The sequence below is a fragment of the Methylobacterium sp. A54F genome, assembly GCF_053346035.1.
In genome coordinates this window covers 363,976-379,489 of record NZ_JBKFBF010000002.1, presented here as the reverse complement: position 1 = coordinate 379,489, position 15,514 = coordinate 363,976, and the positions used below count along the sequence as shown (strand labels likewise).

15 protein-coding genes are annotated in these 15,514 nt (G+C 72.5%); 9 read left to right on the top strand and 6 right to left on the bottom strand.

Annotated elements, in window-relative coordinates:
- Positions 1 to 12: 12 nt before the first annotated feature.
- The 5 genes from ACLBXP_RS05465 to ACLBXP_RS05445 form a co-directional block, all read right to left on the bottom strand.
- A complete protein-coding gene (locus ACLBXP_RS05465) occupies positions 13 to 939 on the bottom strand; it encodes an ABC transporter permease (RefSeq protein WP_447666560.1) in 927 nt (308 codons plus the stop codon).
- The gene (locus ACLBXP_RS05460) at positions 936 to 2,012 is read right to left on the bottom strand and encodes an ABC transporter permease (RefSeq protein ID WP_447666559.1); all 1,077 of its coding nucleotides are present in this window, start codon (positions 2,010 to 2,012) and stop codon (positions 936 to 938) included. Before ACLBXP_RS05460 ends, ACLBXP_RS05465 begins: the two co-directional genes overlap by 4 nt.
- 57 nt (positions 2,013 to 2,069) lie before the next feature.
- Entirely contained in the window at positions 2,070 to 3,635 is a 1,566-nt protein-coding gene (locus tag ACLBXP_RS05455) for an ABC transporter ATP-binding protein (protein WP_447666558.1), read from the bottom strand.
- A gap of 7 nt (positions 3,636 to 3,642) precedes the next feature.
- Complete coding sequence (locus ACLBXP_RS05450; RefSeq protein ID WP_447666557.1) at positions 3,643 to 5,001, bottom strand: 8-oxoguanine deaminase; 1,359 nt, start codon at positions 4,999 to 5,001, stop codon at positions 3,643 to 3,645.
- A gap of 67 nt (positions 5,002 to 5,068) precedes the next feature.
- Complete coding sequence (locus ACLBXP_RS05445) at positions 5,069 to 6,073, bottom strand: hypothetical protein (protein ID WP_447666556.1); 1,005 nt, start codon at positions 6,071 to 6,073, stop codon at positions 5,069 to 5,071.
- Between the two features lie 383 nt (positions 6,074 to 6,456).
- Between ACLBXP_RS05445 and ACLBXP_RS05440 the strand changes: the two genes are divergently transcribed.
- From ACLBXP_RS05440 to ACLBXP_RS05400, 9 genes are all read left to right on the top strand, one after another.
- Positions 6,457 to 7,185 carry a GntR family transcriptional regulator gene (locus ACLBXP_RS05440; protein WP_447666555.1) on the top strand — a complete coding sequence of 243 codons (729 nt, stop codon included), beginning with the start codon at positions 6,457 to 6,459 and terminating at the stop codon, positions 7,183 to 7,185.
- 122 nt (positions 7,186 to 7,307) lie between these two features.
- Complete coding sequence (locus ACLBXP_RS05435) at positions 7,308 to 7,988, top strand: cysteine hydrolase family protein (RefSeq protein ID WP_447666554.1); 681 nt, start codon at positions 7,308 to 7,310, stop codon at positions 7,986 to 7,988.
- A gap of 90 nt (positions 7,989 to 8,078) precedes the next feature.
- On the top strand, positions 8,079 to 8,318 hold the full coding sequence (locus tag ACLBXP_RS05430) for a hypothetical protein (RefSeq protein WP_447666553.1): 240 nt from the start codon (positions 8,079 to 8,081) through the stop codon (positions 8,316 to 8,318).
- 32 nt (positions 8,319 to 8,350) lie between these two features.
- A complete protein-coding gene (locus ACLBXP_RS05425) occupies positions 8,351 to 8,554 on the top strand; it encodes a DUF4089 domain-containing protein (RefSeq protein ID WP_447666552.1) in 204 nt (67 codons plus the stop codon).
- Between the two features lie 4 nt (positions 8,555 to 8,558).
- Positions 8,559 to 9,947, top strand: a complete 1,389-nt coding sequence (locus ACLBXP_RS05420; RefSeq protein ID WP_447666551.1) for an AtzE family amidohydrolase — start codon at positions 8,559 to 8,561, stop codon at positions 9,945 to 9,947.
- A 17-nt stretch (positions 9,948 to 9,964) separates the two neighbouring features.
- Entirely contained in the window at positions 9,965 to 10,369 is a 405-nt protein-coding gene (gene hpxZ / locus ACLBXP_RS05415; protein ID WP_447666550.1) for an oxalurate catabolism protein HpxZ, read from the top strand.
- Between the two features lie 352 nt (positions 10,370 to 10,721).
- The gene (locus tag ACLBXP_RS05410) at positions 10,722 to 11,423 is read left to right on the top strand and encodes a GntR family transcriptional regulator (protein ID WP_447666549.1); all 702 of its coding nucleotides are present in this window, start codon (positions 10,722 to 10,724) and stop codon (positions 11,421 to 11,423) included.
- 18 nt (positions 11,424 to 11,441) lie between these two features.
- Positions 11,442 to 13,250 (top strand): allophanate hydrolase, encoded by a 1,809-nt coding sequence (gene atzF, locus ACLBXP_RS05405; protein WP_447666548.1) that lies wholly within the window; start codon positions 11,442 to 11,444, stop codon positions 13,248 to 13,250.
- Between the two features lie 344 nt (positions 13,251 to 13,594).
- On the top strand, positions 13,595 to 13,900 hold the full coding sequence (locus ACLBXP_RS05400) for a DUF6894 family protein (RefSeq protein ID WP_447666547.1): 306 nt from the start codon (positions 13,595 to 13,597) through the stop codon (positions 13,898 to 13,900).
- A gap of 90 nt (positions 13,901 to 13,990) precedes the next feature.
- On the opposite strand, the gene ACLBXP_RS05395 is transcribed toward ACLBXP_RS05400, so the two are convergent.
- Positions 13,991 to 15,367 carry a methyl-accepting chemotaxis protein gene (locus tag ACLBXP_RS05395; protein WP_447666546.1) on the bottom strand — a complete coding sequence of 459 codons (1,377 nt, stop codon included), beginning with the start codon at positions 15,365 to 15,367 and terminating at the stop codon, positions 13,991 to 13,993.
- Positions 15,368 to 15,514: the final 147 nt, after the last annotated feature.

Here is a 15,514-nt window from a genome sequence, read left to right as displayed (position 1 = left end):
CGCGCCCGCCCGTCAGCGGTGCGGGGTGAAGTCCCGCCCGAGGGCGGCGGGGGCGGGTGAGCCGCCCCGGCGCCGGCCGAGCGAGAGCAAGACCAGGGCCAGGATGGTGGCGAGGTAGGGCAGCGCGGAGAGCGCCTGGCCCGGCAGGCCGAGGCCGGCGGCCTGCGCGTGCAATTGCAGCACGGTCGTGCCGCCGAACAGGAGCGCCCCCGCGGCGACCCGGAGGGGCTGCCAGGACGCGAAGACCACGAGGGCGAGGGCGATCCAGCCCCGGCCCGCCGTCATGGCGGGCGCCCAGAACGGCGTGTAGGCGAGCGACAGGTAGGCGCCCGCGAGCCCCGCGCAGCCGCCCCCGAACAGCACCGCCAGGAACCGCGTCCGGCGCACCGGCAGGCCGAGCGCGTGGGTCGCCGCATGGTCGTCGCCGATCGCCCGCAGGGTCAGCCCGGCGCGCGTGCGCCACAGGAACCAGGAGACTCCGCCGACCAGGGCGAGGGCGACGTACACGAAGGCGTCCTGGCCGAACAGCAGCGTCCCGACGCCCGGCAGCTCCGTGAGGCCGGGGACGTGCAGGTGCGGCGCCGGCTCGCGCTTGAGACCCACGTAGGAGGCACCGACGAGACCCGAGAGGCCGAGGCCGAGGATGGTCAGCGCGAGGCCGGCGGCGACCTGGTTCGCCGCGAGGCCGACGGTCAGCAGCCCGAACAGGGCGGCGAGCGCGAGGCCGGCCGCGATGCCGCCGAGCGCCCCGAGGGTGGTCGAGCCGGTTTCGATCGCCACCGCGAAGCCCGCGGCCGCCCCCAGCACCATCATCCCCTCGACGCCGAGGTTGAGGACGCCGGCGCGCTCGGCCACCAGCTCGCCGATGGCCGCGAGGATCAGCGGCGTCGCGGCGGTGAGCACCGTGACGAGGACCATCTGCACGAGGTCGAGGCTCATCGCGCGCCCCCGGCCACGAGGCGGACGCGGTAGCGGGCGAGCACGTCGGCGCCGAGCACCAGCGCGAGGAGCAGGCCCTGGAAGGCCCGCGTGAGGTCGAGGGGGAGCTTCAGGTCGATCTGCGCGGCCTCCCCGCCGATGCTCGTCAGCGCGATGACCGCGGAGGCGGCCAGGATCCCTGGCGGGGAGAGCCGTCCCAGGAAGGCGACGATGATCGCCGTGAACCCGTAGCCCGGCGAGATCGTCGGCTGCAGCTGCCCGATCCGGCCCGCCACCTCGGCGATGCCCGCGAGCCCCGCCGCGCCGCCCGAGATCGCGAAGGCCGCAAGGGTCAGGCGGGCGTCGCTGAAGCCGGCGAACCGCGCGGCCCGGGGGCTCGCCCCGACGACGCGCACCTCGAACCCGAACAGGGTGCGGGCGAGGACGAAGGTCGCGAGGACCACCGCCGCGAGCCCGATCAGGGTGCCGGCATGCAGGGTGTCGCCCTCCATCAGGTAGGGAAGCCGGGCGGCCTCGTCGAACGTGACGCTCTGCGGGAAGTTGTAGCCGGCGGGGTCCCGCAGCGGTCCGCGGGCCATGTAATCGAGCAGAAGCTCGGCCACGTAGACCAGCATGAGGCTCGTCAGGATCTCGGAGACGCCGAGGCGCACGCGCAGCAAGGCGGGGATCATCGCGTAGGCGAGGCCCGCGAGCGTTCCCGTCGCGAGCATGAGGGGCAGGACCCAGAACGTCGCCCCGGTGGCGCCGTGGGTCGCGACGCCGATCCAGCCGCCCGCGAGGCCGCCGACCACGAACTGGCCCTCGGCCCCGATGTTCCAGAGCCCCGCCCGGTAGCAGAAGGCGAGCCCGGTCGCGATCAGCGCCAGGGGCGCGGCCTTCTGCGCGATGTCGGCGAGCGACCACGCCTCGCTGAGGGGCGTCAGGAAATAGGTCGCGAAGGCGGCGGCCGGCGAGACCCCGTAGGCCGCCACCGCGACACCGCCCACCAGCACCGCCGCCCCGAAGGCGAGGAGCGGCGAGAGGGCTTCCATCACGGCCGAGCGCCGCGGCCGGGGCGTCAGGTCGAGGCGCATGTGATGGCGCCGATCGTCGAGGAAACGTCCGGATGGGCCTCGGCCCGCGGCTTGCGCTCAGCCATGGGCCGCCATCCGCGCGTCTGAGGCCGGCTCGGCCGTCCCGCCGCCCATCAGCAGCCCGATCGCCCCGCGATCGGTCTCGGCCGCGGGTACGGGCTCGGACAACCTGCCGTCATTCAGGACGGCGATGCGGTCTGCGATCTCGAAGAGCTCGTCGAGGTCCTGGCTGATCGCGACGATCGCGGCCCCGCGTCCGGCGAGGTCGATCAGGGCCTGACGGATGTGGGCGGCGGCGGCCGCGTCGACGCCCCAGGTCGGCTGGTTGACCACGAGGAGCGAGGGATCGGACAGGATCTCGCGCCCGACGACGAACTTCTGCAGGTTGCCGCCCGAGAGTGTGCCGGCGGCCGGGTCGGGCCCCGCCTTGCGCACGTCGAAGGCCTCGATCACGCGCCGGGACAGGGCGCGGGCCGCGCCGAGCCGCAGGACGCCGAGGCGTGTGAGCGACGCCGTGGCGTGGCGGGACAGAAGGGCGTTCTCGGACAGGCTCATGGCTGGCGCCGCGGCGTGGCCGTTGCGCTCCTCCGGGATGAAGGCCGCGCCGAGGCGTCGGCGCGCGTTGATGGGAAGCGCGCCCGCCGGGCGCCCATCGATGCGGATCGCCGCAGGGTCCGCGCGCACCTCGCCCGAGAGCGCCGCGAACAGCTCGGCCTGCCCGTTGCCGGCGATGCCGGCGATGCCCAGGATTTCGCCGCCCCGGACGGAAAGCCCGATGCCGCGCAGGCGCGTGCCGTGAAGGCCCGGCGCCGGCACGTCGAGATCGGCGAGGCGCAGCCGCTCCGGTCCGGGCGTCCGGGACTGCGGCGGCGTCAGCGCACGGACCTCCTGGCCGACCATGAGGGCCGCGAGCGATCGGGCGGATTCCAGGCGGGGGTCGCAGGTGCCGACGACCCGGCCCGCGCGCAGGACCGTGGCCCGGGCGCAGAGGCGGCGCACCTCCTCCAGCCGGTGCGAGATATAGAGGAGGGCGCGTCCCTCGTCGCGCAGGCGCTCCAGCACCCCGAACAGGGTCTCGGCCTCGCCCGGCGTCAGCACCGAGGTCGGCTCGTCGAGGATGAGCAGGCGGGGCTCCTGGAGGAGGCACCGGACGATCTCGATGCGCTGGCGCTCGCCCGCCGAGAGCGACCAGACCGGGCGGTCCGGTTCGAGGTGAAGGCCGTAGGCGTCGGCGAGCGCTGCGATCCGCCGCGCGAGGGCCCGGCCCTTCAGGCCGCGGGGCATGACGAGGGCGATGTTCTCCGCGACCGTCAGGTTCTCGCAGAGCGAGAAGTGCTGGAACACCATGCCGATGCCGATGCGCCGCGCGGCCTCGGGGCTCGCCAGCCGCACCCGCTCGCCGCGATGCGTGAGGGTGCCCTCGGTCGGCTGCAGCAGGCCGTAGAGCATCTTCATCAGGGTCGACTTGCCGGCGCCGTTCTCGCCCAGGAGGGCGTGGATCTCGCCGCCGCGGATCTCGAGGTCGATGCGGTCGTTCGCGGTGAAGTCGCCGAAGCGCTTGACGATGCCGTAGGCTCCGTAGAGCGGCATCGGGCCGGCCTGCCCGCCGGCTGGCGCCCGCATCTCCACCTCAGGCGCCGAACAGGTCGAGCGCGAGACGGGTGTGCGCCTCGCGCAGCGCCCGGGTGTCGACGCCGAGGGGCTCCCCGTCGATCACCCGCCAGCGGCCCGCCACCATCACCCGGTCGGCCCGGTGGGCGCCGCACAGCACCAGGGCCGCGAGCGGATCGTGGGCGCCCGAGAAGCGCAGCTCGTCCAGGGTAAACAGGGCGAGATCGGCCTCGCGGCCCGGCGCGATCCGGCCGATATCGGTGCGGCCGAGGCAGGCGGCCGAGCCTTCGGTGGCCCAGCGCAGGGCGTCGAGGTGGGTGACGCGCTCCGCCCCGTAGGTCAGCCGGTTGATCATCAGGGCGTGGCGCACGCCCTCCATCAGGTTCGAGCTGTCGTTCGAGGCGGAGCCGTCGACGCCGAGGCCGACCGGCGCGCCCGCCGCCTCGAGGTCGCAGGTGCGGCAGCAGCCCGAAGCCAGGGTCATGTTGGAGGTCGGGCAGTGGCAGACCCCGACGCCGGCCCGGCCGAGGCGGGCGACCTCGCCGTCGTCGAAGTGGATGCCGTGCGCGAGCCAGGTGCGCGGGCCCATCCAGCCGACTTCCTCCAGGTAGTCGACGGGGCGCTGGCCGAACATGTCCAGGCAGAAGGCGTTCTCGTCGAGCGTCTCGCCGAGGTGGGTGTGCAGCCGGCAATCGTGCGCCTCGGCAAGTTGCGCGCTCTCGCGCATCAGCCGCTTCGTGACGTTGAAGGGCGAGCAGGGCGCGAGCCCGATCTGCACCATCGCGCCGGGCGCCGGGTCGTGGAACAGGCGCAGCACGCGCTCGCTGTCGGCGAGCACCGTGTCGTCGTCCTGCACGAGGCTGTCCGGCGGCAGGCCGCCCTCGCGCTCCGACAGGCTCATCGAGCCGCGGGTGACGAAGGCGCGGATGCCGAGGGACCGGGCCTCCTCGACCTGCACGTCGACCGAATCCTCCAGGCCCTTCGGGAACAGGTAGTGGTGGTCCCCGGCCGTGGTGCAGCCGGAGAGGAGAAGCTCCGTGTAGGCGAGGCGGGTCGCGAGGCGGAATGCCTCCGGCGTGATCCGCGGCCAGACGGTGTACAGCGCCTTGAGCCAGGGGAAGAGCGGTTTGTTGATGGCGAGCGGATGCGCCCGGGTCAGCGACTGGAAGACGTGGTGGTGCGTGTTGATGAGCCCCGGAATGACGACGTGGCGGCGCGCGTCGAAGGTCTCGTCCACGGGCTCGGCGGGCGCGCCGCCCGCCGGCACGCATTCCACGATCCGGCTGCCTGCCACCACGACGCCGCCCGCCGCATCCTCGGCGAGGATGCCGAGCGGCTCGCGGATCCAGAGGCGGCGCGGTCCTGGGCTGTCGGTCATCCGAGCTCCGTGTGTCGGCCCCCGGACGGGTCCGGGGGCAGCCTCAGTCCGATCGGACGCCGCGGGATCAGAAGACGTGGAAGGCCACGCCGGCCAGGAAGCTCTTCTCTTCGGTGCCCTTGAAGGTCGCCGTCTCGACGTTGCCGAACTTGTTCAGCCAGTACTGGAAGCCGATGAACACGTCGACCCGGTTGGGCGAGTCGTAGACAAGCTTGCCGAGGTCGAGCACGAGGTTCGTGCGCGAGAGGAATTCCAGCCCGCGGGGCGGGTTGAAGGCGTAGGCGGCGAGGCTGCTGACGCCCCGGCCCTTCGGCAGGACGATGTTGTTGAACCCCGCGATGCTCAGCGGCAGGCCCGTGAAGGCGAGCGGGAAGTTGTAGACGAGCTCGAATTCCGGGACGGTGTTGAAGCTCTGATCCCGGTCGGGCTGGACGTTGAAGCCGTTGCGGTTCCACTCCTTGTAGGCGTGAACGCCGAGGTTCAGGAAGCCCGCCGGAACGTCGAAGGCGAAGTTGAGGCCGCCGACGATGTCGCGCTTCTTCGACCCGAACGCGTCGTTCTGCGAGTTCGCGTCGAAGCCGAAGGCGAGGGACACGTCCTTGATCAGTCCGGGGATCGTGAAGGCCTTGGTGTTGCTGAGCGCGTTCAGGCTCAGCGTCCCACGGTAGAGGCCGTAAGCTTCCGTGTTGCCGTAATCGGCGAAGAACGGGTTGCCGATGGTGCCGGGCGGGTTCGTGGTGCCGGCCGGGAACTGGGAGCCGGACTTCAGGATGTCGAGGGAGAAGAAGTTCGTGCCGTAGGCCCAGGCATCGGCGTGCGAGATGTTGAGGATGTGCTTGGGCGCCTCCCGGCTGCGGAAGGTCCCGTCCGCCTGAAGGACCTGCACGCCCGGCGACACAGTCGGGAACTGCCAGCGGTAGCTGACCTGCGTGTCGGCGAAGAGGAAGAAGGATGCCTCCTTCGCGGGCGCCTCGACGGGCGCCTTCTTGTCCTTCTCGCTGAGGTCGGCTGCAACGACCTGGCCCATGGTCGCGAGGCCGAGAGCGACCGCGGTGAGGGTCTTCGCGAGCATCGTGGTTCTCCTGTCACAAACTCCGTCGGCAGGGCAGCAACCGATATGCCAGCGCGACCGTAGCGACGCGGCCGCAGGTCCGAAGTCACAAATCCGCAACAGATGCCGCGTGTAGCAGCAGATTCACGGCGATTTGCACAGTCGTTCGCCAGGATTCCCGAAGACATCCCCGGCGATGAGCGTCGAACAGGGGTCTAAACCGGGCGCGAGTCGTGATCGCGCCAAATGCAGTGCCCAACCCGCGTGCGTCGCTGCCGCCCTTCGCAGCGGTCGCGGGTTGCTGGAAGGATGCATTGCGCCCGCCCGGCCCCGGTCGCATCCTGCGGCGCCCGGGCCGCGACCGCGCGCCATTCGCACTCTCCCCGATGAAAGACGATCGCCCCGTGCCAGCGTCCCAGACCCGCGCCGAGACCCTCTCCGAGCAGATCGCCAACGAGATCCTGTCGGGGGCCCTCCTGCCCGGGCAGCACCTCGACGAGCAGGTGCTCGCGCGCCGCTACGGGGTCTCGCGCACGCCGGTCCGGGACGCCCTGCGCCTCCTCAACGGGACGGGCCTCATCGACCTGCGTCCGCGCCTCGGCGCCACGGTCCGGGCGGTGACGGCCGACGAGCTCGACATGCTGTTCATCGCCATGGGCGAGGTGGAGGCGAGCTGCGCGCGGCTTGCCACGCTCAGCATGACCTCCGCCGAGCGCGGGCGCCTGCGCGCCCTGCACGACGACATGGGGCGCCTCGCCGCCGCGGACGACCGCGACGGCTACGTGGCCGCGAACCTCGACTTCCACAGCCTCCTCTACGCGGGCGCGCAGAACCGGGCCCTCGAGGAGATCGCGCGCGGCCTGCGCCGGCGCCTGCTGCCCTATCGCCGGGCGCAGTTCGGGGCCCCCGGCCGCCTCGCGCGCTCGCATGCGGAGCACGACGTCGTGGTGCGCGCGGTGCTCGCGCGGGACGCGGCCGGCGCGAACGCGGCCATGCTCGTTCACATGAGCGTGGTGGAGGACGCCTTCGAGAGCATCGATGCCGCGGGCGCGGCCACCCGGGCGGCCGAGCGCCTGCGCACGCCCCGACCGGCGCCCCGCAAGGCGGCTGCCGACGGCACCACGGGGGGCTGAGGCCTATCCTGCATGCGCAGGACGCGGCTTGCCCGGAGTTCGTGCATGTTCGTGCATGGAATAGGCAGGCGTTTGGCCTTCCATGCATACATGATGGCCCGGACCTCACCCCGGAGGGCCGCATGTCCAGCCACCGAACCATCGCCGCGGAACCCGGCGTCCTGCCGCTCGACCTCCGCAGCACCGCCCTCGTGATCATCGACATGCAGCGCGACTTCCTGGAGCCGGGCGGCTTCGGCGAGAGCCTCGGCAACGACGTCTCCCGGCTCGCCGCGGCGGTGCCGGCGTGCCGGGCGCTGCTGGCGGCGGCCCGCGCGGCCGGGCTCCTCGTCGTGCACACCCGCGAGGGCCATGCGCCGGACCTCTCGGACGCGCCGCCGGCCAAGGTCGAACGCGGGGCGCCCAGCGCCCGGATCGGCCAGCCGGGGCCGATGGGCCGCATCCTGATCCGCGGCGAGGCTGGGCACGACATCGTTCCGGATCTCGCGCCGGAACCGGGCGAGATCGTCATCGACAAGCCCGGCAAGGGCGCGTTCTACGCCACCGGCCTCGGCGGTCTCCTCGAAGAGCGCGGCATCGCCACGCTGATCGTCTGCGGCGTGACCACGGAGGTCTGCGTGCACACGACGGTGCGGGAAGCGAATGACCGCGGCTACCGCTGCCTCGTGGTCTCGGACGCCTGCGCCTCGTACATCCCGGCCTTCCACGACGCCGGCCTCGCGATGATCACGGCCCAGGGCGGCATCTTCGGCTGGGTCGCGCCGAGCGGCGCCGTCCTCGCCGCCCTCGGCAGCAGCGCGTGACCTTGCGCGGCGCACCGACCCTGGCGCAGCCTTTGCTGGTTGGCGCCGGTGCCGCTACCCTTCGCCGGCCCTCACCCGGAGCCTTTTCCCGTGCTCAGAACCGCCCTGACACTCCTTCTCCTCGCCGGACCGGCGGGCGCGGCCCTCGCGCAGTCCTACACCGCGCCGGCGCCGACCGCCGTGCCGAGCACCGGCACCAGGTTTTTGAACAAGGCCGACCGCAAGGCCGCCTGCACGGGCGTCGCCGACCGGCGCGGCATGCGGGGCCTGTCCCGGCAGCAATTCCGCGCCGCCTGCCGCGGCCGCCCGATCCCGCGCTCCGTCAACTGACCGCCGCCCGATCCCACCCAGTAGGACCCCCGATGAGCAGCACGCCCGCCGTCGCCTCCGAGCCCGACCTTTCGGCCTACGCGCAGGAGGCGGCCGGGCTCCTCGACCTGCCGCTCGATCCGGCCTGGCTCGAGAGCGTGGTCGCGAACCTCCGGGTGCTGCGCGCCGCCGGAATCCTCGTCGGCGGGTTCCCGCTGCCCGACGAGGCCGAGGCGGCTCCGGTCTTCACGGCCTGACGCGATGACCGACTTCAGCCGCGCCTCGGCCGCGGAGATCGCCGCGGCGGTCTCGGACGGGCGGACGACCGCGCGGGCGGTCGTCGAGGGCGCGCTGGCGCGAATCGCGGCCGTCGATCCCGCCGTCAACGCCTTCACGGACGTCACCGCCCGGCGCGCGCTGGAGCGCGCCGCGGCGATCGATGCGGGCACGGTGCCGAGGGGGCCGCTCGCCGGCGTGCCCTTCGCGGTCAAGAACCTCATCGACGTCGTGGGCCTGCCGACGCGGGCGGGCGCGCGCATCAACCGCGAGAGGCCCGCGGCTACCCGCGACGCGACGCTCGTCGAGCGCTTGGAGGCGGCCGGCGCGATCCTCGTCGGCGCGCTGAACATGGGCGAATACGCCTACGACTTCACCGGCGAGAATGTCCACGACGGCAATACCCGCAACCCCCACGCCACGGGACACATGTCCGGCGGCTCGTCCGGCGGGTCCGGCGGCGCGGTCGCGGCCGGCCTCGTGCCGCTGGCGCTCGGCTCGGACACCAACGGGTCAATCCGGGTGCCGAGCGCCTTCTGCGGCTGCTTCGGGCTGAAGCCCACCTACGGGCGCCTCAGCCGGGCCCGAAGCTTCCCGTTCGTCGCCAGCCTCGACCATCTCGGGCCGATGGCCCGCAGCGTCACGGACCTCGCCCTCGCCTACGACGCCGCGCAGGGGCCCGACGCCGACGATCCCGTCGCGAGCGACCGGGCGCCCGAGCCGGTGGGGCCCCTGCTCGAAGCCGGCATCGGCGACCTGCGCATCGCGGTGGCCGGGGGCTACTTCGCGCGCGGCGGCGACCCGGAGGCGTTCGCCGCCGTGGCGGACGTCGCGGCGAGCCTCGGGGCGAGCCGCATCGTCGAGATCCCGGAGGCCGCGCGGGCGCGGGCGGCCGCCTACCTGATCACCGCCGCGGAGGGCGCCGCGCTCCACCTCGACCGCTTGCGGACCCGCGCGGTGGAGTTCGACCCCGCCGTCCGCGACCGCCTGATCGCCGGCGCGATGATCCCGGCGCCGCTCGTTGAGCGCGCGCAACGCTTCCGCCGCTGGTACCGGGAGGCCGTGGGAGCACTGTTCCACGAGGTCGACGTGATTCTCGCCCCGACGACGCCCTGCCGGGCGCCACGCAGCGGGCAGACGACCTTCGTGCTCGACGGCGTGACCCTGCCGGTGCGGGCCAATATCGGCGTGTTCACGCAGCCGATCTCGTTCATCGGCCTGCCCGTGGTGAACGTCCCCGTCTGGCCCGATGCCGGCCTGCCGCTCGGCGTGCAGATCATCGCGGCACCCTGGCGCGAGGATGCGGCCTTCCGCGTCGCCCGCTACCTGGAGCGGGTCGGCACCGTGCGGGCGCCGTTCGCGGACCTCCTGTGAGCGCGCGAGGCGAAGCCATGATCATCGACGACCCCGACGCCAGGGCCGAGGTGGAGGCCGCCTTCGCGCGCTACGAGGCGGCGCTCGTCGGCAATGACGTGGCGACCCTCGAAGCCCTGTTCCACGACGATCCGCGGACGATCCGCTACGGCGGCGGCGAGAACCTCTACGGCATGGACGCGATCCGCGCCTTCCGCCGGGCCCGGTCGCCGGCCGGGCTCGCGCGCCGCCTGGAGGAGACCGTCATCACCACCTACGGCCGGGATTTCGCGGTGGCCATGACGCTGTTCGCCCGGGAGAACGCACCCGGCCGGATCGGGCGGCAGAGCCAGACCTGGGTGCGCTTCCCGGATGGATGGAAGGTCGTGGCGGCCCATGTCAGCGTCATCGACGTTCCCGAGCCCGTGAGATCCCCTGCCTGATCGGATCCGCCCGCCCGGTTCCGCGATTCTCCGTTGCGGCCCTTCGCCCGCCCGGCTGACGCAGGCCTTACGACGTCCGCGAGCCTGTGCGCCGGCAGCGCTCCGTCCGACGCCGAGGCATGAACGTGCCCGTACAAGCGCGGCCGTCCTTGCGGGCGAAGACCATTGAGAGCTGTGCGAGCGCCGGGACCGAACGATCAGCGTCCTGGCAGAATGTCGGGTGCATACAGGATCCTTGATTTGAATGGATTGAGTTTGTGCACGCACGCACAAACTTTGGTCTGGGTCCGCGACCTGGGCCATGCATCCTGTGGTGGGAGACCGCGCGGGACGACCGCGTCCGGGAGGACCCATGGCGCTCGACACCCGCACGCGCACCGACAGGCTCGTCCGCGACGTGTCCGAGGACATCCTCCGCGGCGCGTTTCCGCCCGGGTCCCGCCTCGATGAGCAATCCCTCGCCGAGCGGTACGGCGTGTCGCGCACTCCGGTCCGCGAGGCATTGCGCCAGCTTGCCGCCACGGGCCTCGTCGAGGCCCGCCCGCGCCGCGGGGCCGTGGTGGCCAGCGTCACGCCCGAGCAACTCGCGGAGCTGTTCGGCGCGATGGCCGAGCTCGAGGCGACCTGCGCCCGGCTCTGCGCCCTCCGGATGACGCCCCTGGAGCGGCGTCGCCTGCAGGACCACCACGCGGAAATGGCGCCCCTCGCGGAGGGGGAAGACCTCGACGGCTTCGCGGGCGCCAACCTGAGCTTTCATTCCCTCGTCTACGCGGGCGCCCACAACGGGCCGCTCGCCGAGATCGCGACCCAGATGCGGGCGCGCCTGCTGCCCTTCCGTCGCGTCCAGTTCCGCACGCCCGGACGCCTGATCCGCTCCCACGCCGAGCACGGGGCCGTGGTCGCGGCGATCCTCGCGGCGGACGCGGCCGAGGCCCATGCCCAGATGCTCCACCACGTGAGCCTCGTGGAGGACTCGTTCGAGCGCCTCGCCGCAGCCTGGCCCGCCGCCGCAGCGACGCTGCCGGACCCCATCATCAACCCAAGCGCTGCCTGAGAGCCCGGGACAACCACGATGACGGTCGACCTGCCACCGATCCTCAGCCTCGGCGCCTTGCGGGAGCGCTACACCGCCGGCGCCCTCACGCCGTCCGCCGTCGCGCAAGTGGTCGCCGAACGCATGGCGGCTTATTCCGACCCTGCGGTGTTCATCACGCCCGTGGCGCGCGAAAACCTCGTCGAGGCCGCCGAGAAGCTGATGCGCCGCCATCCGGAGCCGGGCAGCCTCCCGCTCTGGGGCGTCCCGTTCGCCGTGAAGGACAACATCGACGTGGCGGGCCTGCCCACCACGGCGGCCTGCCCGGCTTATGCCTATACGCCGGACCGGGATGCCGCGGTGGTCGCCCGCCTGCGGGCGGCCGGCGCCCTCGTCACGGGCAAGGTCAACCTCGACCAGTTCGCCACCGGGCTCAACGGGACGCGCTCGCCCTACGGCGCGCCGCGGAGCGTGTTCAGCAGCGCGCACATCTCCGGCGGATCGAGCTCCGGCTCGGCCGTGGCGGTGGCGGCGGGCCTTGCGAGCTTCGCCCTCGGCACCGACACGGCGGGGTCGGGGCGCGTTCCGGCCGCCCTGAACAACCTCGTCGGGATCAAGCCGACGCCCGGTCTCCTGTCCAACACCGGCCTCGTGCCCGCATGCCGGAGCCTCGACTGCATCACGGTCTTCGCCGGCTGCGTCGCGGACGGGCTCGCGGTGCGCCGGATCGCCGAGGGGTTCGACGCCGCCGATGCCTTTTCGCGATCGATCGCGCCCCATCCTCTGCCGGACAGGCCCCGCGTCGGCGTGCTGGCGGAGGCGGACCGGAGCTTCTTCGGAGATGCCGGGACCGCCGCGCTCTACGATGCGGCGGTGGCGCGCCTCGCCGCCAGTGGGGCGAGCGCGGTGCCGTTCGATTTCGGACCGTTCCGCGAGGTCGCGGCGCTGCTCTACGACGGACCCTGGGTGGCCGAGCGCCTGGCGGCGCTGGAGCCCTTCTACCCCGCGAATGCCGATGCCCTCGACCCGAGCGTGCGGGCGATCGTCGCCTCGGCCGGCCGCTACGCCGCGACCGACGCCTTCCGGGGCCGCTACGCGCTCGAAGCGCTCCGGCGCCGGACGGACGCGACGTGGCGGGACGTCGACCTGCTCCTCCTGCCGACCGCACCGACCACCTACACGGTGGCGGAGATGGAGGCCGAGCCCATCACGCTCAACGCGCGGCTCGGCACCTACACCAACTTCACAAACCTCCTCGGGCTCGCGGCGATCGCCGTGCCGGCTGGCTTCCGGACGGACGGGCTCCCGGCGGGCGTGACCCTGATCGGCCCCGGCGGCTCCGACGACGCGCTGGCGCCCCTGGCGGACGCGCTCCACCGCGTTGCGGCCTGCGGCATGGGTCGCGACCGGGACGCCGTGCCGCCGGCCCTCGCGCCCGCGCCGGACGAGCCCACGACGATCGCCGTCGCCGTGGTGGGGGCCCACCTCTCGGGCCTTCCGCTCAACGGGCAGCTCACCGAGGCCGGCGGGCGCCTGCTGCGCGCGGCGCGAACCGCGGGCGATTACCGACTCTACGCCCTGTCGGGCAGCCCACCGGCCCGCCCCGGCCTCGTGCGCGATCCGGGGTTCTCCGGTGCCGGCCTCGACGTCGAGGTGTGGAGCCTGCCTGCCGCCGCCTTCGGGCGCTTCGTCGCCGCGATCCCGGCGCCCCTGGGCATCGGCCGCGTCGTTCTGGCGGACGGGAGCGACGTCGCGGGCTTCCTGTGCGAGGCGCACGCGGTCGCGGAGGCGGTGGAAATTACCGAGTTCGGCGGCTGGCGACGATTTCTCGATGCCGGCGCGGCGTGAATCCTCCCGTGGGACCACAATCCATCCGAACTGTCAGTGGCGATAATTGCGTTGGCAACGAAATCACGCCGAGGTGAGATTCGGGGCGCCGAAGGTTTTCCGATCGTGCGCCAAACTACGCGGAGCGACTATTTTCCCGGCCGATCGGAACCGTCGATGCAACCGTGGATTTTTTCGGTGTACCAAATGCCTGCGCACGTCAGCGTCTACCAACCAATAGCTAAGCCCCTGTCGGATTAGGACTTGCCACCTGGGCGCGGGTCGCGGCGTCGCACACGGATTAAACACAGAAAGGGGGATGTACTAGCGGCCCGTCTCGTGTCTAGAAGGATGCAATGTCGGCCGTGCGGGGCTTCCAGGGAGCGCACGGACCCACGGAGGGGGCTCGCTCGGCCATGCGCTTTTTTTTCGATCTCGTCAGCCGGCACGAGACCTTGCGGGACGACACGGGCTCGGAGGCTCGCAGCCTCGACGATGCGATGGCGCAGGCCCGGTCCGTCATCGAGGAGATGGCCGAGGCCGGTGAACTGTCGGACATCGCCGAGGATTGGCGGCTGGTGATTCGTGACACGACCGGCGCGGTGCGCGCGTCCCTGCCGGTCGAAGAGGCCGTGCCGGACCTGCAGAGCTTCCGGCGCGCCAACGGCTGAGGCCGAACTGGGGACCCTCCATCCGAAGCGCTCTGCCGCCGCGCCTTCTCCGCACCGCCGTTCGCCGCTTACCGGCCCGGTGCGGCCGTGTCAGCCGTTCGCCTCGACGATCTCCTGCGCCGCCACGAGCATATCCTTCATCGCCGTGGTGGCCGCCCGATAGGCCGGGGTGCCGGCGTTCCAGTCCTGCGCGCTGATTGCCGCCACCATGCGCTCCGCCTCCGCGTGCGCGAGGGCTTCGGCCTCCAGGAAGCGGGCGACAGCCGGGTGGCCCGCGAGGGGACCCGTCCTCAGGCCCTCGGCGGCGTCGCGCGCGGCGCGGTCCCTCAGGATGGCGGCCTGCCGGTCGGCCGGCGCGGCACCGACGAGGATCGTCGCGAGGTTGCGCTTCCAGACCCCGACATCGGCAGCGAGGCGCACCAGCTCGTAGGTCGCGGCGGCGTCGTCGGGCGTTGCCAGCGCCATCTGGGCGAGGCCCTCGGCCTTCACGAGCCGCTTGGTGATGCTCTCGATCTCCGTGCGCGTCTTGCCGGCCTTCTCGGCGATGCCCTGCACATTGCTGGCGATCTCGTTGGTGGCGGTGCGCTGCTGGTCGAGCGTCGCGGCGAGCGCCTGGTTCATCTCGCTCGTCTGCGCGATGAGGGCGTTCGCCTCCTCGACGCGGCTGCCGAGCGCCTGCACGATGCTGCCACCGGCGGTCACCGCGCCGCGGCTCTCCTCGACGGCCTGGGCGATCTGGCCCATCTCGGTCTGCAGGGTGCTGAGCCAGGCGCGGATCTGCTCGGTGGACTTCGCGGTCTGCCCCGACAGGGACTTCACCTCTGCGGCGACGACCGAGAAGCCGCGCCCCGCTTCCCCCGCGCGCGCCGCCTCGATGGTGGCGTTGAGCGCCAGCAGATTCGTCTGGCTGGAGATCGTCGCGATGCTGCCGGCCATCGTGCCGATCTCGGCGATGGCGCTCTGCAGGACGCGCAGGCGCTCGTCGATCTGGTGGGTGCGAGACTCGATGGCCTGCATCGCGTCGCGGGCCTGGGCCACGTCGGCCGTGCAGGCTCGCATGGCCGTGCGGGCCGCATCCGCGCTGACCCCGGCGGCCTGGGACGTATGGCTGACCTCGGCGTTCGAGGCCACCATCTGCTCGATCGCGCTCGCGATGGTTTGGGTGGACTGGGCGACCTCGCCGACGTCGTAGGTGGTCCAGCCGATGTTGATCGCGGCCTCCGACGCCTCCTTGGAGATCGCGGCGATGTTCGCGCGCTCCCCGCGGAGATCCTGGCCACGGCGGGACTGCAGGTCGGCCAGCGCGCGGCCGAGGGGGCCGTCCGGAAGATCGCCCGGACTCATGCCCTGGCTGCGCGCCAGCCGCTCGACTGCCTGAAGCAGGCGCGCCTCTTCGAACGCGGCCGGGCCGGTCGGAGCCACGGTCTCGGCGGGGGCAGGCGTGCGGTTGGCGAACAGGTTGAACATGCAGAACACCGACGATCATTCGATGCCGCATGGTGTATCGAAATCCTTAAACATTCCCTTTCGCGGGACTGTTTTGCAGAGCAGCAAAAGCTCACCCCGGCCAATCCCGAGAGCGCGGCAAGGCCCTGGCGTGCAATAATGAGCGGA

Bases quoted from the DNA above. Each gene is read 5' to 3' on its own strand.
- ACLBXP_RS05465 (WP_447666560.1), bottom strand. From the start codon at position 939: ATGAGCCTCGACCTCGTGCAGATGGTCCTCGTCACGGTGCTCACCGCC.
- ACLBXP_RS05460 (WP_447666559.1), bottom strand. From the start codon at position 2,012: ATGCGCCTCGACCTGACGCCCCGGCCGCGGCGCTCGGCCGTGATGGAA.
- ACLBXP_RS05455 (WP_447666558.1), bottom strand. From the start codon at position 3,635: ATGCGGGCGCCAGCCGGCGGGCAGGCCGGCCCGATGCCGCTCTACGGA.
- ACLBXP_RS05450 (WP_447666557.1), bottom strand. From the start codon at position 5,001: ATGACCGACAGCCCAGGACCGCGCCGCCTCTGGATCCGCGAGCCGCTC.
- ACLBXP_RS05445 (WP_447666556.1), bottom strand. From the start codon at position 6,073: ATGCTCGCGAAGACCCTCACCGCGGTCGCTCTCGGCCTCGCGACCATG.
- ACLBXP_RS05435 (WP_447666554.1), top strand. From the start codon at position 7,308: ATGTCCAGCCACCGAACCATCGCCGCGGAACCCGGCGTCCTGCCGCTC.
- ACLBXP_RS05425 (WP_447666552.1), top strand. From the start codon at position 8,351: ATGAGCAGCACGCCCGCCGTCGCCTCCGAGCCCGACCTTTCGGCCTAC.
- ACLBXP_RS05420 (WP_447666551.1), top strand. From the start codon at position 8,559: ATGACCGACTTCAGCCGCGCCTCGGCCGCGGAGATCGCCGCGGCGGTC.
- hpxZ (WP_447666550.1), top strand. From the start codon at position 9,965: ATGATCATCGACGACCCCGACGCCAGGGCCGAGGTGGAGGCCGCCTTC.
- ACLBXP_RS05410 (WP_447666549.1), top strand. From the start codon at position 10,722: ATGGCGCTCGACACCCGCACGCGCACCGACAGGCTCGTCCGCGACGTG.
- atzF (WP_447666548.1), top strand. From the start codon at position 11,442: ATGACGGTCGACCTGCCACCGATCCTCAGCCTCGGCGCCTTGCGGGAG.
- ACLBXP_RS05395 (WP_447666546.1), bottom strand. From the start codon at position 15,367: ATGTTCAACCTGTTCGCCAACCGCACGCCTGCCCCCGCCGAGACCGTG.